Genomic DNA, 22,279 nt, shown 5'->3' on the forward strand with positions numbered 1-22,279 from the left:
TGCACTCATGACGTCCTCTGCCCGGCAGGCGACCGTCGCCGCTGCGACGACCACGCCGCAGCGGTCGTGGCCCCAGACCACGGCCGACTTCCTCCGCAGCCCGGAGGGACACGCTGCCATCCTCGGTTTCGTGGGCGCCGTGATGATCACGTTCGGTGGTTTCGGTGCGGGCAGCGTCCGCCGCGAGGACCCACTCCTCGAGGCGATGCACCTGTCGTGGCTCCGGTTCGGTCACGGTCAGATTCTGTCGACGGTCATCGTCTGGGTGGGTGTGGTCGCGATGATCACGGCCTGGGTGCGGTTGGGTCGTGCCACGCTCGGCGGCGACGTCACCCTCCGGCAGTTGCGGATGATCGTCCCGGTGTGGACGGCGCCGCTGCTCCTCGCTGTGCCGATGTTCAGCCGCGACGCCTACTCCTACCTGGCGCAGGGTGCGCTCCTGCGTGACGGGTTCGACCCGTACGCCGTCGGGCCGGTGGTCAACCCGGGAGTCCTCCTCGACAACGTCAGCAACGTGTGGACCACCACCACCGCGCCGTACGGTCCGCTGTTCCTGCTCCTCAGTCAGGGGATCACGGGGCTGACCGGCGACAACGTGATCGCCGGGACGATGCTTCTGCGCGTGACGATGCTGCCCGGACTCGCGCTGATGGTGTGGGGGGTTCCGCACCTCGCGCGGCACCTCGGCGGCAATCCGGCGATCGCCCTGTGGCTCGCCGTGCTCAATCCGCTGGTCCTCGTCCACCTCATCGGCGGGGTGCACAACGAGCTGCTGATGGTCGGCCTGATGATCGCCGGCATCGCGCTCGTCCTCGAACGTCGCCATCTCGCCGGGATCGCCCTCGTCGCCGTCGCGGTCGCGATCAAGGCGACCGCAGGCGCCGCGCTGCCCTTCATGGTGTGGATCTGGATGCTCCACGAGAAGGAGAAGGCCGAGGCGGAGGGGCGCACACCCGCGTCGCCGCTCGCGTCGTTCGCGAAGACCGCGGGCGCGGGGTTCGCCGTGTTCGTGGCCATCTTCGCGGCCGCATCCGCCGTCGCCGGTGTCGGACTGGGCTGGATGACCGCGCTGTCCGGTTCGAACAAGATCATCAACTGGTTGTCGCTGCCGACGATCCTCGCCCACATCGTGACCGTCGGAACGTCGTGGTTTGCGGAACTGCGGCTGGGTGAGGTGCTGGCCATCACCCGCCCGATCTGCGCGGTGGCGCTGGTCGCTCTCGTGCTGGCGGCCTGGTGGCGCTACCGGAAGACCGAGCGTGACGCGATTCTCGGAATCCTCATCGTCCTGGTCGCGATCGTGATCCTGTCGCCCGCCGCGCTGCCCTGGTACTACTCGTGGCCGATCGCCATCGCAGCCGGCTTCGCGTTGTCGACCCGGACCCTGATGATCCTCGTCGGGTTGTCCACCTGGTTGATGCTGGTCTTCCAGCCCGACGGTTCGATCGGCCTCTACACGTTCCCGCACGTCGTGCTCGCAACGTTCGCCGCGGTCGTCGCGGCCGTGTCGCTCCGCACGGTCGACCCGCTGCGCCTGCGCACACCTCGGCCCGTCGAGGAACAGCGCACCGCCGACCTCGCGGGTGCCGCGTCGTCGCCGCGCGTCGAATGACCGGTTGATGACCGAGCTGGCCGACAGTTACCGGTACTGCGGCGCGGTGACGGCGGAGCACGGTCGCACCTACCATCTCGCGACCCGGCTCCTTCCCGAGCGCCGCCGCGCCGCCGTGCATTCCCTGTACGGGTTCGCCCGCACGGTCGACGACATCGTGGACGTCGATCCCGGCCGGACGGCCGGCGGCTGCGCCGCCGAACTCGATCGGATCGACGCGGCACTGCGACTCGGCTTCACCGACCGGACCGCGGTCGGGCCGGATGCGTGTTCACGGGAGATGCGGCGGGTCCTTCCCGCGTTCCTCGACACCGTCGCGTCCTTCGACATCCCCCACGACTACTTCTTCGCGTTCCTGCAGTCCATGCGGATGGATGTTCCGGGGACTGCCGAGCATCGGTCCGAGTACGGCACCATGACCGAACTCCGGACGTACATGTACGGATCGGCCGTCGTGATCGGTTTGCAGATGCTGCCCGTCCTCGGAACCACCGGGCCCGTCGCCGATGCCGAACCGCACGCTGCGGCTCTCGGTGAGGCGTTCCAGCTGACCAATTTCCTTCGCGACGTCGGCGAGGACCTGGATCGGGGCCGGGTCTATCTCCCGGCCGACGAATTGGCCGCGTTCGGTGTCGACACCGAACTTCTCGCGCACGGTCGCCGCAGCGGCACGACGGACCAGCGGATCGTGCGGGCCCTCGCCCACCTGATCTCGGTCACCCGGTCGGTGTACCGGGACGCGGAACCGGGCATCGCGATGCTGGACCGGCGGGTGCAACCGGGTATCCGGACCGCGTTCGTGCTGTATTCCCGCATTCTCGACGAGATCGAGCGAGGTGGTTACCGGGTGCTCGACCGGCGCGCCACCGTGTCCCGGAGAAACCGGTGGGCGACGGCGCTGCCTCAGTTCGCCCGGCTCGCGGTGCCTGCCCGTGGCCGAGTGTGGTGACCGGCCGTCAGAATCCCATCGCCTGAGCGCGGCGGATCACTTCACGGGCGAGGTCGCCGTGCAGCGCCTGGACGGGCGTGCCGGGAAGGCTGTCGTCCTCGCGGAACAGCCACTGCAGGATTTCCTCGTCCTTGAATCCGCCGTCGTGGAGCACGGCGACGAGACCGGGCAGCCATTTGACGATCTCGCCGGTCCCGTCGAAGAAGAGTTCGGGAACACCGAGTACGCCGTCGCGTCGGACGGCGATCAACTGCTGATCGCGCAGAAGCTGCTGCACGCGGGTGACGGCCACACCGAGGTTCTTCGCGACGTCCACCAACTGGAGGAGCGAGACGGAAGGGTCCAGGACATCGTCACAGTAAGGGATGGCACTCACTCCCCTAACGTTATCTGGTCGCCTCCGGCGTGGCGCTACCGGTCGGTGTCGCTGGCTACGATTGAGGGGCGCGTGGCCGGGCTGCGCGCACTGACGGGGGAACGGACACTGTGCACGATGGAGGTCAACGTTTGATCGGCGAGCTGCTCGACCGGCGCTATCGGGTGGATGCCACGATCGCGCGTGGCGGCATGTCCACCGTCTACAGGGGGCTCGACACGCGTCTCGACCGTCCGGTGGCCATCAAGGTGATGGATCCGCAGTTCGCGGCCGATCCTGCGTTCGTCACCCGGTTCGAGTTCGAGGCCCGCTCGGTCGCGCGACTCAAGCACCCCTCCCTGGTCGCGGTCTACGACCAGGGACACGACCGCGAGCACGCGTTCCTGGTGATGGAACTCGTCGACGGCGGAACGCTCCGCGAACTCCTGCGGGAGCGCGGGCCGATGCCGCCGCACGCGGTGGCCGCGGTCGCGGGCCCGGTTCTCGACGCGCTCGCCGTCGCCCACCGGGCCGGTCTCGTGCACCGCGACGTCAAACCCGAGAACATCCTGATCTCCGACGGCGGTGAGGTGAAGATCGCCGATTTCGGTCTGGTGCGGGCCGCCGCCGCGTCGACCACCACGTCGAACAGTGTGATTCTGGGCACGGCGGCGTACCTGTCGCCGGAGCAGGTGACGTCCGGTATCGCGGACACCCGCAGTGACGTCTACTCCACCGGTGTCCTGCTGTTCGAACTTCTCACCGGGCGGACACCGTTCACGGGGGACACGTCGTTGTCCGTCGCGTATCAGCGGATCAATCAGGACGTGCCGCGGCCGGGTTCGTTCATCGCGGGTGTCCCGCCCGAGTTCGACGAACTCGTCGCGGAGGCCACCCACCGGGAACCGTCGCACCGCTTCGCCAACGCCGAGCAGATGGGCTCGGCCCTGCGCAGCATCGCGGCGGCCCTCGATTTGCCCGCCTATCGGGTGCCCGCCCCGCGACGCTCGGCGCAGCACCTGAGCGCTGCGGCCGCCGCGAGCGCGCCGCCCCTGAGCGCGCCGCCGGGCCCCGCCGCGCCGCCCACGGTGCACCTTCCCCCCGCCCCGCCGCTGTCGCCGCCCAGCCCGCTGCCGGCGCAGCCCGGTGTCCAGCACACGCGGGTGGTCACCACGCAGACTCCGCGCCCGCCGATCGACGAACCGTCGTTCGCGGTGGAGGACGAACCCGACGACGGCTACCACTACCCCGACTTCGCCGCCGAACGGCAGCGGTCGCGCCGGACCACGATCGTGTGGCTGCTCGTGATCCTGATGCTCGCCCTCGCGGTGGGTTTCGGTGGCTGGTGGATGGGTTCGGGCCGTTTCACCGCGGTCCCGACCACCGACGGTCTCGATCGCGGTGCGGCGGTGACGGCGATCGAAGCGGCCGGACTGTCGACGGAGATCCGGGGGCAGTACTCCGACACGGCTGCGCTCGACACGGTGCTGGGTACCGATCCCACCGGCGGCTCGCGGATCTCCCGCGACGGCACGGTGGCACTGCTAGTCTCCCTCGGGAGGCCGACGGTCCCGCCGCTGCCCGCGGGCGGTGAGCGCGCCGGAATCGAACAGGAACTGCGGAACCGCACGTTCACCCCGGTCGACGGTGGTCAGGCGTTCAGCGCGAAGGTCCCGATCGGGGCGGTGGCCGCGCTCGACCCGGCACCGGGTACCGAGCTCGCGACCGGGTCCACGGTCAAGCTGATCGTCAGCAAAGGTGCACCGCCGGTAGACGTTCCCGATGTGAAGGGCATGTCGGAGGCCGAGGCGCGCGCCTCACTCGAGGCGGTGGGCATCGTCGTGCAGGACGTCACCACCGACTTCGACCGGAACGTCGCTGCCGGAGACGCGATCGCCACCAGCCCGAAGGCGGGCGCCCGCGTCAATGCGGGCACCAGCGTCACGTTGAGTGTGTCGAACGCGGTCCGAATGCCGTCGATGCTGGGCCGGACCGTCGGATCCGCGCGCGATGAACTGAGCCGTCTCGGACTCGAGGTGAAGGTGCGTCAGGTGACCGACACGGACAGGTCGTTCGTCATCAGCCAGAACCCTGGCGGCGGCGATCTCGTGAAGCCCGGGAGCACGGTCACCCTGGTCTCACTGCCCTGACCCCGCAGGTGCAGGGCAGTGAGTTCCCCTGAATGTGAATGTACGCCCTGCGGTCAGCCGCGGAGCATCTCCGCGACGAGGAACGCCAGTTCCAGCGACTGCTGGGTGTTGAGGCGGGGGTCGCACGCCGTCTCGTAGCGACCGGACAGGTCGAGGTCGGAGATGTCCTGCGCGCCGCCGAGGCATTCGGTGACGTTCTCACCGGTGAGCTCGACGTGGATGCCGCCCGGGTAGGTGCCGAGTCCGTTGTGGACCTCGAAGAATCCCTGGACCTCGTCGACGATGCGGTCGAAGTGGCGGGTCTTGTAGCCGGTGGACGCCTCGTGGGTGTTGCCGTGCATCGGGTCGCACTGCCAGATCACCTGATGACCGGTGGCCTGAACCTTCTCGACGATGGGCGGCAGCAGGTCGCGAACCTTGTTGTTACCCATCCGCGAGATCAGGGTGAGGCGACCCGGCTTGTTGGTGGGGTCGAGCCGCTCGACGTATTCGACCGCCATCTCCGGTGTGGTGCTGGGCCCGATCTTCAGGCCGATCGGGTTCGACACGAGTTCGGCGAATGCGATGTGGGCCCCGTCGAGCTGACGGGTGCGGTCGCCGATCCACAGGAAGTGGGCGGACAGGTCGTACAGCTTCGCGTGGTCGTCGTCGTTGTCGAGGCGCAGCATCGCGCGCTCGTAGTCGAGGACGAGCGCCTCGTGGCTGGCGAAGATCTGCGCGTGGTGCAGGCTGGGATCGGTGACGCCGCAGGCGTTCATGAACTGCAGCCCGCGGTCGATCTCCGCGGCAAGTGCCTCGTACCGGGCCCCGGCCGGCGACGACGCCACGAACTCGCGGTTCCAGTCGTGCACCTTGTGCAGGTCGGCCATGCCCGCGCCGGTGAGCGCGCGGACCAGGTTCATCGCGGCGCTGGCGTTCGCGTACGCCCGCACGAGCCGCGACGGGTCGTGGGCGCGCACGGCCTCGTCGGCGACGAGGGAGTTGATCATGTCGCCGCGGTACGACTGCAGGCCCAGGGCGTCGACGTTCGACGACCGCGGCTTGGCGTACTGACCGGCGATACGGGCGACCTTGACGACGGGCAGGCTCGCCCCGTACGTCAGGACGACGGCCATCTGCAGCAGGGTGCGGATGTTGCCCTTGATGTGCGGCTCGGTGTTGTCGGCGAACGTCTCGGCGCAGTCACCGCCCTGGAGAAGGAACGCCTCGCCGCGAGCGACCTGAGCCAGCTTCTCCTGCAGGGCCACGACCTCGCTGGCCACCGTGATCGGGGGCACGCTCTCGAGGACGGTCCGCATCGCGGCGGCCTGACCCTCGGGCCATTGCGGCTGCTGAGCAGCGGGCTTGGCCAACGCTGCATCGAGGCGCTCACGCATCTCGGTGGGCAGCGGCGGGAGTTCGGGCAAGCGGTCGATCGGCACGTCGACAGTCCAGTTCACCCATACAGGATATTCGCTCGACCGGAGCGATGGCGAGTCAGGTCACCGGAGTGAGCGCGCCGCCTGAACTGCCTCGAACTTCGCCAGGTTGTGCCTGGCGTCGGCGAGCGCGTCGTGCGCGTCACCCGGTGCAGGTGGGAGCGCCGGACTGCCGTGTTCCTCCCAGTACTGGCGGAGTTCCCGCGTGTACCGGGGCAGCGACTGCGGTAGCTCCGTCATGTCCCCCCACAGCTGGCAGAGGGCGACGTGGTCGTAGGCGGCCACCCACGCCCACAGTTCGGGGACGATGCCGGGGCGGGGAATCAGGAACGCGTAGAGGTCGTCGCGAATGCGGGCGCGGCTCTTCCAGAGGGGCGACGACGGCTGCGGCAGCTTCGGCAGCACGTTCCTGCGCACCCATTTGCCCGCCCGGTCGGGATCGAACTCGGTGGACACTGCGTAGAATTCACGTCCGTCCTCTGCGACCACCCCGATCGACACCAGGTCGATCGTGCGACCATCCTCGATGAACTCGCAGTCGTAGAAGTAACGCACGCCCGCAAACTATGCCTCACCCGTTGGCGTCATCCGGATCCACCCCTACCTCGTGAAGGAGGCCTCGGTGCGCGCAACCTCCGACGGTCGACAGTCCGCCGTCCCTGTCGCGGACACGCTCGACTCCCCGCGGGTGCCTCCGCATCTCCGCGTCGGTGGTCTCGTCGTCCGGGTCCTCGTCCTCGCCGGGCTCGCGGTCGGATTCGCCTACAACCTGCTCGGACTGCCCGGCCTGCGGGACTTCGGCAGCTACTACCGGCTGGATCTCGACGTCTACCGCCTGGGCGGTTCGGTGTTCCTGCACGGCCCGACCCTGTACGGGTCGATGCCTGCCACCCAGATGGGCAACTTCCTGCCGTTCACGTACCCACCGCTCGCCGCCGTCGTCTTCAGTCCGCTGTCGACGGTGTCGCTGGCGACGGCCGGGATCGTCGTGACGGTGTTGTCGCTGATCGCGCTGTTCGGCGTCCTCGTCGTCACGCTCGACTCGCTGGGCATCGCACCCCGCACCACGCTGGTGTGGACGGCCCTCGGTGCGCTCGCGGTGTCGATGGCCCTCGAACCCGTCTCGTCGACCCTCGACTACGGGCAGATCAACATCCTGCTGATGCTGCTGGTGGCGGCGGACTGCCTGCCGAAGAAGACGCCGTGGCCGCGCGGCGTGCTGATCGGCCTCGCAGCGGCGGTGAAGCTGACGCCTGCCGTGTTCATTGTGTACTTCCTGGTGCGCAAGGACTTTCGCTCGGCCATCGTGACCGGGGTCGGTTTCCTGGCGTTCAGCGCCGTGGGCGCGATCGCGACGTGGAACGACTCCGTCACCTACTGGACGCACACCCTCTTCGATTCCGATCGGATCGGCACCCCGGCGTATCCCGCGAACCAGAGCATCACCGGTGTGCTGGCCCGGCTCGGACTGAGCGACTCGGTGCGCACCCCGATCTGGCTGCTGCTGAGCGTCGTGGTTCTCGCACTCGTGATTCTCGCGATGGTGCGAGCGCTGCGATCCGGCGAGACCGCGCTCGCGCTGGGACTCAACGCCGTCCTCGGACTGCTCGTCTCCCCCGTGTCCTGGTCACACCACTGGGTGTGGTCCGTGCCGGTGATCCTCGTGTTCGGCGTCCTCGCCTACCGTCGCCGGAGCGTCGCCCTGGCGGTCGTGGCCGTGGTCGGCGTCGTCGTCGTGAGGCTCGCCGCGCACTGGAAACTCGGGGTGGGACGGTGGAGCGGAACCCACTGGAATCTGTGGGATCAGTTCCTGGCGTCGTCGTACGTGTGGTGGGGACTCGCCGTGGTGCTGGTCGCGATTTTCGCGTTCCGCACCCGCCGCTCCCAGTCCGACGAGGACGATCGGTCGGAGACCTCCGACGATCTCACCGTCCCCGTCGGCTGAGAGGTCGCGGCCGTCAGCTCGCCCGCGTGTCCGGCAGTCGCGTGACGGTGGTGGCGTCGCTCGCAGGCGCCGCATCGGCCACCGAGGCGTCGGCGGCGGGCGCCTTCTTCTTCAGCGTCGCCGCGTAGATGTCGACGTATTCCTGACCCGACAGCTTCATCAGCTTGTACATGACCTCGTCGGTGACGGCCCGCTCGACGAACCGGTTGCCGCCCATGCCCTCGAAACGCGAGAAGTCGATGGGCTCACCGACGCGGATGGTGACCTTCGCGGGACGCCACACCCGGGAGCCGATCGGGTTGACCTTCTCCGTACCGATCATCGCGACCGGGATGACCTTCACACCGGACTCCAGAGCCATGCGAGCCAGGCCCGTCTTGCCCTTGTAGAGGCGGCCGTCGGGCGACCGGGTGCCCTCCGGGTAGATACCGAGCAGCTTGCCCTGCGAGAGGACGCGCAACCCGGCGTTCAATGCGTCCTGCGCGGCATCGGCGCCCGTCCGGTCGATCGGCACCTGACCGACCACCGAGAAGAACCAGCGCTGGAAGGCGCCCTTGAGTCCCGTCCCGGTGAAATACTCGCTCTTGGCGAGAAAAGTGATCCTCCGCGGCACACGCAACGGCAGGAAGAACGAATCCAGCACGGCCTGATGGTTACTCGCCAAGATGGCGCCACCCTCCGCCGGGATGTTCTCCGTACCCTCCACGGTCGGCCTACCCAGCCCCCAGAGAACCGGCCCCAAAAACACGTACTTGAAGAGCCAGTACCACATGGCGTCCCTCCCGTTCACAACCCAAGCTTCGTTCGGGTCGACTCTACTTCGGGCGGGTGAGGGTCGCTACACACGGCCGGGAGGCCCGCACAGCATCACACTCTGCGGGTTTACAGCAGTGGGCCGGACGTCAACCCACCCGATCGGGCAGGACAGCCCGGGCGAGTTCCGCCGCTCCGATCATGCCCGCCGCCTCCCCCAGCTGGGTCGGCCGGATGCGGGCCAGCGGCCGGTGCCCGGCCCCCGTCGTCAGAGCCGCGTAGTGCTCGCGGGCCTCGTCGATGAACAGCGGCGAGGAACTCGCGACGCCGCCGGCGATCACGACGAGATCCGGGTCGTACACATCCCCGATGAGCGCCAGGCCGACGCCGAGCCAACGGGCGAACTCCCGCATGGTCTCCAGTGCCAGCGGATCGCCGTCCTGTGCCGCGCCCGCGATCCGCCTGCCCGTCAGCGCACCCGGATCGACCGCCACGTCCCGCGCGAGGACCGTCGACGTCGCCGGATCCGCGGCCAGAAGTTCGATCGCGGTGTCGACGAGGGCCGTCCCGCTGCAGTACCGCTCCCAGCAGCCGTGCTTGCCGCACGCGCACGGCCGTCCGTCCGGGACCACCTGGATGTGGCCGAGTTCGGGTGCGACGCCGTGGCTGCCGCGGTACAGCCGACCGTCCGCGAGGAGTGCCGCCCCGATGCCCGTGCCGATGGCGAGCATCACCACGTTCCGGCCGCCTGCCGCAGCACCGAACCGGTGCTCGGCCCACGCCGCCGCGTTCACGTCGTGCTCGAGGATCACCGGCAGACCGAGACGCTGCCCGAGGTCCCGGCCGACGGGTGCACCCACCCACGGCAGATGCGGCGCGAACCGCACCGTCGTGCGGTCGGGGGTGATGAATCCGGCGACCGCCAGACCCACGGCGGCGACGTCGTGCCGTGCGGACAGCTCCCGGACCGCCCGGTCCAGGCCGTTCTCGAGCGCCTTCGCCGACGCCGGGGTCGGCGACTGGAGCGAGTCGAGCACCTCACCGGCCGAGTCGACCACCGACGCACGGATGCTCGTTCCACCCACGTCGATGCCGATGGTCAGCGCCGCGCTGCCGCCACGTTCGCTGCCCGTGCCTGTGCTCATGGAGATGATTGTGCCCATGCCGGATCGCCGACGTGCACGAGTCCGGCGATCCGGCCCTCGCGGGGCACGCTCAATGCTTGATGGTGACCGTGATCGGCTCGAACGCCGAGCCGCCGTCCGCTTCGGACGTTCCGCCGCCGGGGCCGGGTTCCGGAGCGTCGGGACCGCCGGGGCCCGGGGTGTCGTGAACGGCGTGTTCGTCGAGGACCTGCCGCAGCACCGCGATCAGCACGGACGCCTGGCCGGCGAGCAGGGTCACGAGATCGTGCTGCTCGCCGCGGATCAGAGCCGCGAGTGCGCACACCGGGCACCACGTGCATCCCGACCACTGCCCGGTTCCGGGGGGCGCGTCCTCGACGCCCGCCTGGGCGTGCGGCGCCGCCGCACGCTGGAGAAGCGGCTCGAGACGGTCCAGGGCGGTCTCGGCGAGTGCCCGCAGCTCCGCCACCAGCTGCGCGTGGTCGTCGTTCATACCGGCCACACCTGCGGGTTGGGCGTGAAGCGCACGACCAGATCACTTCCGTCGAGTTCTGCGCCCGCGACGACGCACCGGCGCAGGACCGAGGCGAGGCGGACCCGGCGGCGCACCCCTTCAGCTCCCACGACCAAGTCGTCCTCCACTCGACCCAACGTGAGGGTCGACGGGTTCACGAGCGGCAGATACATCCGCATCGTGTACACAGAATCCACACCGGCCCCCGATTCCAGCCCCACCCGCACCGCAGGTGGGTTCTTCCCCAGCACCGCAACCGCGTCCGTGTCGTCGGCATACAACTCCCGGGCGATTCCGCCGAGATCGGCCCACCCTACCGGCTCCGTCACCGACCGGGTCACCGAGAGGATCACGGTGGTGCCCGCGGAGGCGGTCAGCTCGGCAAGGACCCGTTGCTGCAGGGCTCGCCGCCTGATCAACCATGCCACACCGGGATCGTCGTGTCCTGCCGGCGAATCGAAGTGCGGCAGAAGGTTGTTCACGAGGATGGCGTCGACGCGCAGGCCGGACAGCGCGGCGACCGCCACGGTGCGCCGGGTCTCCGTCAGCACCACCCGCTCCGGTGTCGTCACCAGTCGCACAGTGGTTTTCGCCCGGTTCGCGAGCATCTCCCGGACCTCGCCGACCGCGGCGACGACCTGTTCGATCAGCGTCACCAGCATCACGAGGCGGGGATCGGAACCCAGGAGCGCGGCGATGCGGCGGTGCTGCGGCCACACCCGCTCGATGTACTCGAGAGCCATCGCGGACGCGGCGAGCGTCCGCAGGCAGTCCGCGGTGGGCGGGCAGTCCACCACGACGGCGTCGTAGTCGCCCTCGGTGGCGAACCGGACGACCTCACGCAGCCCGAGCACGTCCTGCACGCCGGGAAGCCCGGTCAGCTCCTCCGGTTCGAGCGCGGACAGCTGGGCGCCGTGGTCGTGTGTTCCGGCGGCCGCGAGAACCGCTGTCAGACTCCGGAATCTGTTCTCGAGCAACGTGAGGGTGTCGAGTTCGAGGACGTCGAGGGTGTCGGTCACGGACACGAGGTCCCGGGCGGCGGCGATCCCGATGACGTCGGCGAGAGAGTGCGCCTGGTCGAGCGAGACGAGCAGAGTCCGGTGTCCGGCCTCTGCGGCCGCCTGTGCCGTCGCGGCCGCGAGCGTCGTCTTTCCGACGCCCCCCTTCCCGACGAAGAACTGGACCCGGGCAGGTCCGGCACGACCTTCGCTGCTCAGCCTTCCACCCGTTTCTTGAGTTCCTTGAGCGCGGTGTCGGTGATCGCCTTCTCCGCCTTGCGCTTGAACAGGCCGATCATCGGGATGGTGAGGTCGACGGTGAGCTCGTACGTGACGGTGGTGCCGCCGCCCGGCTCGTCCTCCAGAACGTACGAACCGAACTGCGACTTCTGGATCTCCCCGGACTCGAGTTCCCAGCTGACCGATTTGCCGTCGGGCGCCCAGTCGTAGCGGAGTACGTACGTGTCCTTGACCATGCCGGCGTCGAGCACGAACCGCACCCGGTCGGCCCGGCCGCCCTTGCCGGGTTCCATTACCTCGACGGACTTCGCGGCGGTCACCCACGCCGGGTACGCGTCGAAGTCGGCGATCACATCCATCACCCGGGCGGGCGGCGCCTCGATACTGATCGACCTCTTGGTCCTCTCGGGCATGGAGTGAACGCTTCCTTTCGCCTGGCCGACCCGCTCGTCGATCGCGGGGCCACGCCGTTACCGGTTTCGTATGTCTGTGTTGTGCCCGACTATCACACACGATCTCGGCGCTCTGACACAATGCCGACCCTGCCGCGGCGGGCGGATCCGCCTCAGGACGGCGGTTCTCCCGCAGCGCGACCTGCCTCGAGTTCCTTCTTCACTTCGAAGGACATCACTTTGCCCTCGACGCGCCTGCGACGGTTCAGTGCGGCCAGATCGGGGGTGCCCTCGCTGCGGGCCGGTTCGGCGTGGAGGAAGTAGTGGACGATCGCTCCGTCCAGCACCGGCTCGAGCCACACTTCCATGGTCCCGGTGAGCGGTCCGGCCACCGTCCACCGGATGCCCTTCTCGGCCCGGTCCTCGCGGACGGCGAGGGTGAGATCGGGCCACCATCGGCGCCAGCGGGCCGGCGGGGCGATCGCCGCCGCGACCTGCTGCGGTGGGGCCGCGATGAACGTCTGGTCTGCGACCTGAATGCTGCTCACGGCGACTAGCTTCACATACCGCCGTGAGCGGTGGCCGCGGGGTTCCGCGGCACCGCGCGGACAGGGCTCTGACCACCCTTCTTCGGCCAGGAAGCAGACCTGGCCGGGGAAGGTCTAAAGTTGGGAACGCAATCCTACTCGTCAGTATCTTCAGTGTCGGAGGTTTTCGTGCCCGAGTTCAGCGCGCCACAGTCGTTCACGATCGCGGAGGACGCGTCCGCGGTCGACTCGGTGTTCGCCCACGCCGCGGCCGACCCGACGCTGGTCGTGTACAAGCGCAAGATCGGCGGACGCTGGACCGACGTCACGGCCGCCGAATTCGCGGCACAGGTCACCGCAGTCGCCAAGGGTCTCATCGCCCTCGGCGTCCAGCAGGGCGACCGGGTGGCACTGATGTCGGCAACCCGCTACGAGTGGCCCCTCGTCGACTTCGCGATCTGGGCAGCGGGCGGCGTCACCGTCCCGATCTACGAGACATCCTCCGCCGAGCAGGTCCGGTGGATCCTCGAGGACTCCGCCGCGATCGATCTCGTCGTCGAGAACGCGACACACGCGGCCACCGTGAAGGCCGTCGCCGCCGAGGCGACCGCGCTGCGCGGCGTCTACCAGATCGAGGCGTCCGACGGCGGCCGCGGCGTCGTCGAGGAACTGACCGCACTGGGCGCCGACGTTCCCGACGCCGATGTCCGGGCCCGCGTCGCCGCGCTGAAGTCGAGCGATCCGGCCACCCTCATCTACACCTCCGGCACCACCGGCAGGCCCAAGGGCTGCCAGCTCACCCATTCCAACCTCATCGCCGAGTCCAAGGGCATCCTCGATTCCAGCCTCGGCACCCTGCTGAAGACGCCCGGCGTCAGCACCCTCATGTTCCTGCCGATGGCGCATGTGCTGGCGCGCGCCGTCAGCATCGCGTCGTTCGACGCCGGCGCCGCACTCGGACACACCAGCGACATCCCGAACCTCGTCCCCACGTTCGGCGAGTTCCGCCCCGACTTCATCCTGTCGGTGCCGCGGGTGTTCGAGAAGGTGTACAACAGCGCCCGCGCCAAGGCCCACGGCGAGGGCAAGGGCAAGATCTTCGACGCCGCCGCCGAGACGGCCATCGCCTGGAGCGAGGCTCAGGACAAGGGCGGGCCGGGACTGGTCCTCAAGGCCAAGCACGCACTGTTCGACAAGCTGGTGTTCTCGAAGCTGCGGGCCGCGCTCGGCGGCAAATGCCAGCTGGCGATCTCGGGCGGCGCCCCGCTCGGCGCCCGCCTCGGCCACTTCTTCCGCGGCATCGGCATCACGATCTACGAGGGCTACGGCCTCACCGAGACGTCCGCGGCTTTCGCGGTCAACACGATCGGCGAGCAGAAGGTCGGCTCGGTCGGCAAGCCGTTGGCGGGCAATTCCGTTCGCATCGCCGACGACGGTGAGATCCTGCTGTCGGGGCCGGTCGTCTTCAGCGGGTACTGGCGCAACGAGAACGCGACCGCCGACGCGATCGAGAACGGCTGGTTCCACACCGGCGACCTCGGGTCGGTCGACACGGACGGGTACATCACCATCACCGGCCGCAAGAAGGAGATCATCGTCACAGCGGGTGGCAAGAACGTCTCCCCCGCCCAGCTCGAGGATCACCTGCGTGCGCACCCGCTGATCAGCCAGGCCATCGTCGTCGGAGACCAGCAGCCGTTCATCGGCGCGCTGATCACCATCGACGCCGACGCACTGCCCGCATGGAACGAGCGCAACGGCAAGCCCGCAGGGACCACGGTCGCGGATCTGCTCACCGACGCCGACCTCACGGCCGAGATCGACGAAGCCGTCGCGGAGGCCAACAAGCTCGTGTCACACGCGGAGGCCATCAAGAAGTTCCGGGTCCTGCCCGTCGACTTCACCGAGGAAACCGGCGAGCTCACGCCGACGATGAAGCTCAAGCGCAACGTCGTGCACGACAGCTTCGCCGACGACATCGCGGCCATCTACGCGAAATAGTGCCCTCCGGGCTCGTGAGTACTTGTTAACCGCCCGCGGTTGACAAGTACTCACGGGCGGTCACGCAAGCAGTGCCTGCAGCTTGGCGGCGAGCACGTCCCATCGCCACTCCGCCTTGACCCATTCGCGGCCGGCCGCACCCATCGCGGCCGCGCGGTCGCGATCCGACAGCACCGAGATCACCGATCGCGCCACCTCGGCCACCGACGTGCCGTCCACGACCATCCCGGTTTCGTTCTGCCGCACCGTTTCCGGGGCGCCACCGGACTGTCCGGCGATGACCGGCACACCGGTGGCCGACGCCTCGAGGAAGACGATGCCGAGGCCTTCGACGTCGAGTCCCGCGCCCCTCGTGCGGCACGGCATCGCGAACACGTCGGCGATCGTGTGGTGCGCCGCCAGCTCCGCGGACGGCACCGTGCCCGTGAACACGACGTGGTCCTCCACCCCGACCGAGCGCGCGAGCGAGCGCAGACGGTCCTCGTAGGGGCCGCCGCCGACGATCACGAGCACGGCGCCGTCGATGTGCTCGCGGATGCCTGGGAGCGCCTTGATCAGGATGTCCTGGCCCTTGCGCGGCACGAGACGGGACAGGCACAGGACCGTCGGCCGCTCCCCCAGCCCGTACCGGGACCGCAGTTCGGCCCGCGCGCCGCTGTCCGGGGTGAACAGGTCGGTGTCGACGCCGGACGGCAGGTGTTCGAGCGCGGCACTCGCGCCGAACGCGGACGCGAATCGGCCCCTCGTGTACCGGCTGACGTACGTGACGACGTCGGTCCGGTCGCCGATCCGTCCGAGGGCCTGGCGGGCGGCGGGGAGCATCGACCAGCCGACCTCGTGCCCGTGGGTACTGGCGACCACCCGTTCCGCCCCGGCGCGGCGCAGCGTCGAACTCAGCAGCGCGAGCGGGGCCGCTGCGCCGAACCAGACGCCCGTGCAGTCGTGTTCGGCGAGCAGCTTGGCGGCCCGGCGGGCGACGAACGGCGTGGGCACCATCAACGTGGTGGGGTGCCGGACGACCTGAAACGGTTGCCGCGCATCGAACTTGATATGCGAGTCGCCGCGCCAGCGCGGGGCGTAGACGACCAGGTCGTCGGCGGGCAGGTGCTTGGCGAAGGTGTGCAGGTACGACTGGATTCCACCGGGTCGCGGCGGAAAATCGTTCGTCACCAACAGGGTTCGGCGCATGTGATCACCGTAGGCGGTGGACCGTGCGCAGGCGACGCAGGGTCACCCCAGGTGAGCGCCCACCCAGTCGGTCCAGCGGTCGCGGAACTGATCGGCGTCGACGCCGAGGACGTCGGACAGCCGTCCGTCGACCGTCGCCGGGTCCGCCTCGCCCACGGCCAGCGTCCGGTACAGTTCCGTCAGCCTCGATTCGCCGTACTGCTCCGCGACGAAGGCGTTGATCGACCATGCCGTCTCGTAGGCGACCGAGCCGCGTTCGCCGTATCCGGAGAAGTCGGTGTCCTCGGGGAACTCGGTCGGCGGACCCTCGGCGCCCACCTGCGCGGTCAGTGCCGGCGCGATCTGCCGTTCGGCCTCGCCGGTACCCCGGTATGCCGCGTATTCCGCGTAGCCCTCCAGCACCCACATCGGTGAGCGGTCCACCGTCTCGGCGCGCGCCGCCACGTGGATCAGCTCGTGCCGCAGGATCGCCCGCCGGGTGACCTCGGTCAGCCGGTCCTCGGACGCGGGGCTGAACACGATCCGCTGTCCGGTGACCGTGGCGGCGTCGGGGTCGACGGCGTCCGAGATGGCGACGGCGGCGATGTCGCGTCCGTCGTGATTCGGGCCGACGAGCGCCGTGAACTCGTCCTGCGATCCCGCGACCCACACGAGCGCGCGGCCCGCCCAGTTCGAACCCCACAGCTGGGTGGCGTTGACGACGGCGGCGGGGAGTTCGTCCGCCAGCCGGTCGACCATGGTGGCGTTCTCGGGATGTCCGAGCACCACCGACGTTTGCCCGTCACCGGTGTCGACGCGACGCGACACGACGGGTCCGAAATCCCACGGTCCGCGCCAGGTCCGCCGGTCGCCGTCCACGGTGGCGCTGTCGCTGACCAGTGCCCAGCGCTCGCCGCGCCGGGCGACGACGAGAGCCACCGGTTTGCGGGTGGGGCTCTCGTCCGCGATCGCGTAGCGGAGCTGCACGGCGGGGGCCCACACCTCGTCGGCCCCGAGCGCGTCGCCGAGGCTCGACGGCACCGCTGTCTGGGCGCCCTCGGCGATCTCGTAGCCCCAGTCCGAGAACTCGACCCCGGCAACGTTGCCCGCCCGCCGCGTCTCGGCGGCCAGGAATCCCGGTGCCGCCGCCTGATCCATCAGACCGGACAACCGGGCCGCGTCGTTCGTCCGCACAGCCGACGCCCAGGTGTCGAGGAGCGTCTGGACGGCTGTCGCACGCGCGTCGGCGTCGGCCTGCGCGGTACCGACGGCTCCGTCCGTGCCCCGCTCGGTCCGGGAGAACCCGGTCAGCGCGAGGACGACGACGACGGCGAGGACGAGTCCGGCCAGTGCGGCCAGCTCCCACGGGCGCGCCTGACGGCGCGAGGTCGGATCCGTTGCGGGAGACGGGTCTGAAGCGGGCACGCCGGTGAGTGTATGAGCACGCCCGGCCGCCGCTGTCGGACGGTCGCCGTCAGTAGCGGCGCGCCCCGTAGAAGGGGAACTTCGCCATCGACTCGATCTTCACCGGCACACCGAACGTCGAGGCGTGGAGAATGTTGCCGTTTCCTGCATAGAGGCCGACGTGGGACGCGTCGTTGTAGAAGAGGACGACGTCGCCGGGCTGCAGGGCGTCGCGGGACACCGGGGTGCCGCCGCTGGCCTGCGCCTGACTGGACCTCGGCAGCGTCTTGCCGATCTGCTTGTACGCCCACACGACCAGTCCCGAGCAGTCGAATTCGTCCGGACCGGTGGCGCCCCACACGTAGGGGTCGCCGATACGGGTCATGCCTGCCTGCAGCGCGCTCGTGCCCGAGCCGGGGGTGAGATGCGCGAGGATCGTGTTCGGGTCGAAGCCGGGCGGGAAGGGCGTGCCCGCCAGCTGGTCGCGTTCGGCGCCGGTGAGATCTCCGAATGCCTTGATCACGTCGGCGATCTGCGCCTGCAGGTCGCTCTGCTTGCGTTGCAGATCGTCGCTCACCGCTTTGGCCTGCTCGGTCGCGGACCGTGCGGCATCGGCGGACTTCTTCGACGCCTCGGCGGCCTTCGTGGCTTCCGACGTGGCCGACTGGAACTGCGCGACCTGATTGCGGGTGTCGTTGGAGATGGCGTCCAGGGCGGACATCTGGTCCAGGAGCTGCTGCGGCGAATCGCTCACCATTACGGCGAAGAGGCGATTGGTCCGTGCGCCCTGGTAGTTGGCGGTGGCGAGCTTGTTCACCACGGGCTGGAAGACGGCGACGCGCGCGTTGGCGGCGTCGAGCACACCCTGGTCCGTTGCGAGCTGCGCGTCGGCGTCGCGTTGCGCCGACTGCTTGGCCGCGAGATCGATCTGCGCGTTGTGGAGTGCCTCCGACGTCTGCTCGGACTGCCGGGACAGGTCACCGAGCTTCGTCAGCGCGTCGGTCGGGTTGGTGGTCACCGGGTCTGCGCCGGCCTGGATCGCCGGCAGCGACACGAGGGCCACCGACAGCACGCCGGCGGTCAGCACGCTGCCCAGGGAGCGCTTCATCTTGTGTGAGGCCACGGAAATGCAGTTCTCCGATCGTCGCTCTCCACCAGCCGGGCCGGGTGTCCGAGGCGCGGCTCAGGGATTTCCTCGGCCGATGCGACCGTGGAGTGCCGAAGAGGTGGTGACCCGCGTTGCCGCCCGGTTGGCGCGACAAGACTTCGCAAGGTCTCGGATAGGTTACGGAACGGCATACGTTTGTGTCCACCTATGTCACGAATGGGGTGGCGGGGACCACCCGACGGGTGAACGACACGCTGTCTGCCTGGGGCGCAACGACATCGAGGGTGGGTTCGAATCGTGATTCGAACCCACCCTCGGTGGTCGTGCGAGATCCTACGAAGCTACCCCGTGCATCCCCGCCCTCGACTCGGTGGATGCCTCGCCTCGCGTGTGGATCAGTAGCGGCGTGCGCCGTCGAAAGGCATGGACGCGATGGGCGCCAACTTGACGGGCTGACCCTCGGTGGAGGCGTGGATCACGTTGCCGTTGCCGGCGTAGATGCCCGAGTGCGATCCGCCGTAGAAGGAGACGACGTCGCCGGGGCGGAGATCGGACTGCGAGACGGGAGCGCCTGCCGCCGCCTGCGCGTAGCTGGTGCGCGGCAGGTTCAGTCCGGCCTGCTTGAACGCCCACTGCACCAGACCGGAGCAGTCGAACGAGTTGGGGCCGGCGGCGCCGTAGACGTACGGCGAGCCGAGCTTGGTCTGTGCGGCCTGAACGGCCTTGTCACCTGCGGTGCCGGCCGGCGCCGGGGGCGCGGGCAGGTTCGGGACACCGGGGATCTGCGGGATGACGACACCCGGGATCTCGAAGGTTCCGACTCCGGGGATGGTGACGGGATCTGCGGCCGCGGGGGCCGCGGTCGCGGTGAGCGCTCCGACTGCGAGCGCGCCGGCGACGACTGCCCGTCGCACATTCCGCTTGGAAACTTGTGACGCCACGAAAGGGGTACTCCGTTTCTTCCATTCATCCGCCGACCGAGTTAGCTGACGGGTTCGGGCTGGGAAGATCAGCCCTACCCACCGGTGCGTGAGGACGTCCCGGCGGGATTCACCCCAGTAGAAACTTGGGTTCCCGGTACGACCGCTCTCGCGAGTGGCCGATTAGGCGGTGACTAGCGATGCTGCCCCGGTGTTGGGGCTGCGAGACTCCGCTAGGTCTCAGGAAGGTTACGAAATGGAATACCCCGATGTCGACCGGAACACGCGGAAAGTGTCCGTTTGGGCCGATTCCGGCTTTGCGGGCGCGCGATACCCACATTCGGTAACGACCGGATAACAGGCGGTTTGTTTCCGATCTCGTTTCGACAGCGGGAGTGGGCATTTCGCGAAGCCTGACGACTCCCCGATTTTCTCCCGGTCAGCGTTTCTGCTGTTCAACCGGGGTGCCGCGGACCGCACCCGCGACACGCGCCCGACCCGCCGGTACCGGTCCCCGCCCCGTCCGAACACCTCGTTTTCGGCCGCGCGCCCGACCCTCGCACCGCCCGTGACCGCCGCCCGAGACGGTCAGTGTGATCCTCGTCTCTCCGGGCTCTCCGGGCGGTTCTGTCGGTGCCCGTCCATACGCTCTGAGCCGTGAGCGTCCCCGGTGTACCCGAACAGCTGAGATTCGACGGGCTCGACACCCCACTGCGGGACACCACGTTCGTGGTGGTCGACCTCGAGACCACCGGAGCGCGGCCGGGCGAGGACGCCATCACCGAGATCGGCGCCGTGAAGATCCGCGGTGGCGAGGTGATCGCCGAAATGGCCACTCTCGTCGACCCGGGACGGTCCATCCCCCCGCACATCGTGGAGATCACCGGCATCACCACCGCCATGGTGATCGACGCCCCGCGGATCGAGCGAGTGCTGCCGGCGTTCCTGGAGTTCGCACGCGGCGCGGTGCTCGTCGCGCACAACGCCCCGTTCGACACGGGCTTCCTCAAGGCCGCCGCGTCCGCCACCGACACCCCTTGGCCCAAGTTCACCGTGCTCTGCACCGTCAAACTGGCCCGGCGCGTCCTCAGCCGCGACGAAGCGCCGTCCGTCAAGCTGTCGTCGCTGGCCCGGCTGTTCGACGTCGGGACCACTCCGACCCACCGGGCACTCGACGACGCCCGGGCCACCGTCGACGTCCTGCACGCCCTCATCGCGAGGGTCGGCAATCAAGGGGTGCACAGTCTCACCGAGCTCGTCGACTACCTTCCCGACGTCTCCTCGCACCAGCGGGCGAAACGGACGCTCGCCAGCCATCTCCCCCACGCTCCGGGCGTGTACCTGTTCCGCGGACCGTCCGACGAGGTCCTGTACGTCGGCACGGCGACCGATCTGCGCCGGCGGGTGCGCAACTACTTCACCGGCTCGGAGACGCGTGGCCGGATGAAGGAGATGGTGGCCTTGACCACCCGGATCGACCACGTCGAGTGCGCGCATGCACTCGAGGCGGGTGTGCGCGAGCTCCGGCTGCTCGCCGCGCACACGCCGCCGTACAACCGGAGGTCCAAATACCCGAAACGCGGGTGGTGGATCACGCTCACCGTCGAGGCCTTCCCCCGACTGTCGGTGGTGCGTACCCCGACCGCCGACTCGCTCGGTCCGTTCCGGTCCCGCTCGACCGCCGTCGACGTCGCCGACGTCCTCGCCGAGTACTGCATTCTCCGCACCTGCACGAGCCGCATCCCGAAGGGAAGGGAGCACGGTCCGCAGTGCCCACCCCGCGAGCTCGGAGGCTGCCCGGCGTCCGTCCACGACCGCGCCACGGAGGACGACTACCGTCCCGGGCCGGCACTCTTCCGGCAGTTCCTGCGCGGCCTGGACGACGCCCCGCTGCAGCGCATGCGCGCACGGGTGGAGGAGCTGGCCGCCGGCGAGTTGTTCGAGAACGCCGCACGGCTGCGTGATCGCACCGCGGAGGTCGTGCTCGCGTTGCGGAGGATGCAGCGCCTTGCCGCCCTCACCGCGCTCGATCAGCTCGTGGCCGCTCGCCCGGCCGCGACCGGCGGCTGGGAGTTCGCGGTGATCCGTTCCGGGCGTCTCGCGTCCGCGGGCTGCGCCCGGCGCGGAATTCACCCGATGCCGGTGGTCGATGCACTCGTCCTCACCGCCGAAACCGTCGTTCCCGACGCAACTCCGCTCCGCGGCGCGTCCCCCGAGGAGGCCGGCCTGCTCGCGCGCTGGCTCGACCAGGAGGACACCCGCGTCGTCAGCGCATCCGCGGGCTGGTGCGAGCCCGCACGGGGCGCCGGATCCTGGTCCGAGTGGTGCGCACTGGCGCGAGCGGGCAGCGCGTCGACACGGGACGCCGAGACCCGACCACCCGCGCCGGGTTCCGCCGACCACCGCTTAGGCTGGCGATCATGATCAACGCCATCGTCCTGATCCACGCCGAAGCCCACCGCATCCCGGAGACCGCTCAGGCCGTCGCCGACATCGAGGGCGTCGACAAGGTCTATTCCTGCGCAGGCGACGTCGACCTGATCGCGATCGTGCGGGTCCGGGACCACGCGAAGATCGCGGAGGTCGTCACCGAGGGAATCAACAAGGTGGACGGCGTCTCCCGGACGGCGACGCACATCGCGTTCCAGTCCTACTCCAGCGCCGACGTGGAAGCGGGCTTCTCGATCGGCGAGTAGCTCCGC

The 22,279-nt window shown here is 69.3% G+C and carries 20 protein-coding genes and 1 riboswitch; of the genes, 7 read left to right on the forward strand and 13 right to left on the reverse strand.

The features are described 5' to 3' along the window. Positions 1-7: 7 nt before the first annotated feature. Positions 8-1,612, forward strand: coding sequence for an alpha-(1->6)-mannopyranosyltransferase A (locus tag QM693_RS13360; RefSeq protein WP_280782574.1), 1,605 nt, complete (start codon positions 8-10; stop codon positions 1,610-1,612). A 7-nt stretch (positions 1,613-1,619) separates the two neighbouring features. Beyond that, on the forward strand, positions 1,620-2,561 hold the full coding sequence (locus QM693_RS13365) for a phytoene/squalene synthase family protein (RefSeq protein ID WP_283334253.1): 942 nt from the start codon (positions 1,620-1,622) through the stop codon (positions 2,559-2,561). Between the two features lie 7 nt (positions 2,562-2,568). Here QM693_RS13365 and QM693_RS13370 read toward each other — a convergent pair whose 3' ends face one another. Then, positions 2,569-2,937: an Rv2175c family DNA-binding protein gene (locus tag QM693_RS13370; protein ID WP_283352571.1), complete on the reverse strand. Its 369-nt coding sequence runs from the start codon at positions 2,935-2,937 to the stop codon at positions 2,569-2,571. A 110-nt stretch (positions 2,938-3,047) separates the two neighbouring features. Between QM693_RS13370 and pknB the strand changes: the two genes are divergently transcribed. Then, the gene (pknB, locus tag QM693_RS13375) at positions 3,048-5,066 is read left to right on the forward strand and encodes a Stk1 family PASTA domain-containing Ser/Thr kinase (RefSeq protein ID WP_283334252.1); all 2,019 of its coding nucleotides are present in this window, start codon (positions 3,048-3,050) and stop codon (positions 5,064-5,066) included. A 53-nt stretch (positions 5,067-5,119) separates the two neighbouring features. On the opposite strand, the gene QM693_RS13380 is transcribed toward pknB, so the two are convergent. Beyond that, positions 5,120-6,505: a class II 3-deoxy-7-phosphoheptulonate synthase gene (locus QM693_RS13380; protein WP_280782577.1), complete on the reverse strand. Its 1,386-nt coding sequence runs from the start codon at positions 6,503-6,505 to the stop codon at positions 5,120-5,122. Positions 6,506-6,547: 42 nt separating this feature from the next. Beyond that, positions 6,548-7,039 carry a polyadenylate-specific 3'-exoribonuclease AS gene (locus QM693_RS13385; RefSeq protein ID WP_011594241.1) on the reverse strand — a complete coding sequence of 164 codons (492 nt, stop codon included), beginning with the start codon at positions 7,037-7,039 and terminating at the stop codon, positions 6,548-6,550. Positions 7,040-7,106: 67 nt separating this feature from the next. Between QM693_RS13385 and QM693_RS13390 the strand changes: the two genes are divergently transcribed. Beyond that, positions 7,107-8,429: a glycosyltransferase 87 family protein gene (locus tag QM693_RS13390; protein ID WP_283352572.1), complete on the forward strand. Its 1,323-nt coding sequence runs from the start codon at positions 7,107-7,109 to the stop codon at positions 8,427-8,429. Positions 8,430-8,442: 13 nt separating this feature from the next. Here the strand turns inward: QM693_RS13390 and QM693_RS13395 are convergent, their stop codons facing one another. The 6 genes from QM693_RS13395 to QM693_RS13420 form a co-directional block, all read right to left on the reverse strand. After that, positions 8,443-9,201, reverse strand: a complete 759-nt coding sequence (locus QM693_RS13395) for a lysophospholipid acyltransferase family protein (RefSeq protein WP_283334249.1) — start codon at positions 9,199-9,201, stop codon at positions 8,443-8,445. 130 nt (positions 9,202-9,331) lie between these two features. After that, positions 9,332-10,345 (reverse strand): ROK family protein, encoded by a 1,014-nt coding sequence (locus QM693_RS13400; RefSeq protein WP_280782580.1) that lies wholly within the window; start codon positions 10,343-10,345, stop codon positions 9,332-9,334. Between the two features lie 52 nt (positions 10,346-10,397). Then, positions 10,398-10,799, reverse strand: a complete 402-nt coding sequence (locus tag QM693_RS13405) for a hypothetical protein (protein WP_283352573.1) — start codon at positions 10,797-10,799, stop codon at positions 10,398-10,400. After that, the gene (locus QM693_RS13410; protein ID WP_283352604.1) at positions 10,796-12,037 is read right to left on the reverse strand and encodes an ArsA family ATPase; all 1,242 of its coding nucleotides are present in this window, start codon (positions 12,035-12,037) and stop codon (positions 10,796-10,798) included. The genes QM693_RS13405 and QM693_RS13410 overlap by 4 nt, the downstream gene beginning before the upstream one ends. Further along, entirely contained in the window at positions 12,034-12,471 is a 438-nt protein-coding gene (locus QM693_RS13415; RefSeq protein ID WP_009473765.1) for an SRPBCC family protein, read from the reverse strand. Before QM693_RS13415 ends, QM693_RS13410 begins: the two co-directional genes overlap by 4 nt. A 152-nt stretch (positions 12,472-12,623) precedes the next feature. Beyond that, on the reverse strand, positions 12,624-12,998 hold the full coding sequence (locus tag QM693_RS13420; protein WP_005260151.1) for a hypothetical protein: 375 nt from the start codon (positions 12,996-12,998) through the stop codon (positions 12,624-12,626). 168 nt (positions 12,999-13,166) lie between these two features. Here QM693_RS13420 and QM693_RS13425 point away from each other — a divergent pair, with 168 nt between their 5' ends. Beyond that, a complete protein-coding gene (locus tag QM693_RS13425) occupies positions 13,167-14,978 on the forward strand; it encodes an AMP-dependent synthetase/ligase (RefSeq protein WP_280782582.1) in 1,812 nt (603 codons plus the stop codon). A 60-nt stretch (positions 14,979-15,038) separates the two neighbouring features. Here the strand turns inward: QM693_RS13425 and QM693_RS13430 are convergent, their stop codons facing one another. From QM693_RS13430 to QM693_RS13445, 4 genes are all read right to left on the reverse strand, one after another. Next, the gene (locus QM693_RS13430) at positions 15,039-16,166 is read right to left on the reverse strand and encodes a glycosyltransferase family 4 protein (RefSeq protein ID WP_280782583.1); all 1,128 of its coding nucleotides are present in this window, start codon (positions 16,164-16,166) and stop codon (positions 15,039-15,041) included. 42 nt (positions 16,167-16,208) lie between these two features. Continuing rightward, complete coding sequence (locus tag QM693_RS13435; RefSeq protein WP_283352574.1) at positions 16,209-17,570, reverse strand: peptidase MA family metallohydrolase; 1,362 nt, start codon at positions 17,568-17,570, stop codon at positions 16,209-16,211. Between the two features lie 49 nt (positions 17,571-17,619). Continuing rightward, entirely contained in the window at positions 17,620-18,672 is a 1,053-nt protein-coding gene (locus QM693_RS13440; RefSeq protein ID WP_280782585.1) for a C40 family peptidase, read from the reverse strand. A 380-nt stretch (positions 18,673-19,052) separates the two neighbouring features. Further along, positions 19,053-19,598, reverse strand: coding sequence for an NlpC/P60 family protein (locus QM693_RS13445; protein ID WP_198601990.1), 546 nt, complete (start codon positions 19,596-19,598; stop codon positions 19,053-19,055). 14 nt (positions 19,599-19,612) lie between these two features. Next, positions 19,613-19,777: riboswitch (cyclic di-AMP (ydaO/yuaA leader) on the reverse strand. A gap of 457 nt (positions 19,778-20,234) precedes the next feature. On the opposite strand from QM693_RS13445, the gene QM693_RS13450 reads away from it, so the two are divergent. After that, positions 20,235-22,001 carry a DEDD exonuclease domain-containing protein gene (locus QM693_RS13450; RefSeq protein WP_283352575.1) on the forward strand — a complete coding sequence of 589 codons (1,767 nt, stop codon included), beginning with the start codon at positions 20,235-20,237 and terminating at the stop codon, positions 21,999-22,001. After that, positions 21,998-22,273 (forward strand): Lrp/AsnC family transcriptional regulator, encoded by a 276-nt coding sequence (locus QM693_RS13455; protein WP_005247708.1) that lies wholly within the window; start codon positions 21,998-22,000, stop codon positions 22,271-22,273. Before QM693_RS13450 ends, QM693_RS13455 begins: the two co-directional genes overlap by 4 nt. The last annotated feature ends 6 nt before the right edge of the window (positions 22,274-22,279 follow it).

Origin of the sequence: Rhodococcus sp. IEGM 1305 (assembly GCF_030058635.1) — a bacterium.
GTDB classification, from domain to species: domain Bacteria; phylum Actinomycetota; class Actinomycetes; order Mycobacteriales; family Mycobacteriaceae; genus Rhodococcus_F; species Rhodococcus_F opacus_D.

What these genes read in the sequence shown, in the direction of transcription:
- QM693_RS13360 (WP_280782574.1), top strand. Translation starts at nt 8, where the DNA reads ATGACGTCCTCTGCCCGGCAGGCGACCGTCGCCGCTGCGACGACCACG.
- QM693_RS13365 (WP_283334253.1), top strand. Translation starts at nt 1,620, where the DNA reads ATGACCGAGCTGGCCGACAGTTACCGGTACTGCGGCGCGGTGACGGCG.
- QM693_RS13395 (WP_283334249.1), bottom strand. Translation starts at nt 9,201, where the DNA reads ATGTGGTACTGGCTCTTCAAGTACGTGTTTTTGGGGCCGGTTCTCTGG.
- QM693_RS13400 (WP_280782580.1), bottom strand. Translation starts at nt 10,345, where the DNA reads ATGGGCACAATCATCTCCATGAGCACAGGCACGGGCAGCGAACGTGGC.
- QM693_RS13405 (WP_283352573.1), bottom strand. Translation starts at nt 10,799, where the DNA reads ATGAACGACGACCACGCGCAGCTGGTGGCGGAGCTGCGGGCACTCGCC.
- QM693_RS13415 (WP_009473765.1), bottom strand. Translation starts at nt 12,471, where the DNA reads ATGCCCGAGAGGACCAAGAGGTCGATCAGTATCGAGGCGCCGCCCGCC.
- QM693_RS13430 (WP_280782583.1), bottom strand. Translation starts at nt 16,166, where the DNA reads ATGCGCCGAACCCTGTTGGTGACGAACGATTTTCCGCCGCGACCCGGT.
- QM693_RS13455 (WP_005247708.1), top strand. Translation starts at nt 21,998, where the DNA reads ATGATCAACGCCATCGTCCTGATCCACGCCGAAGCCCACCGCATCCCG.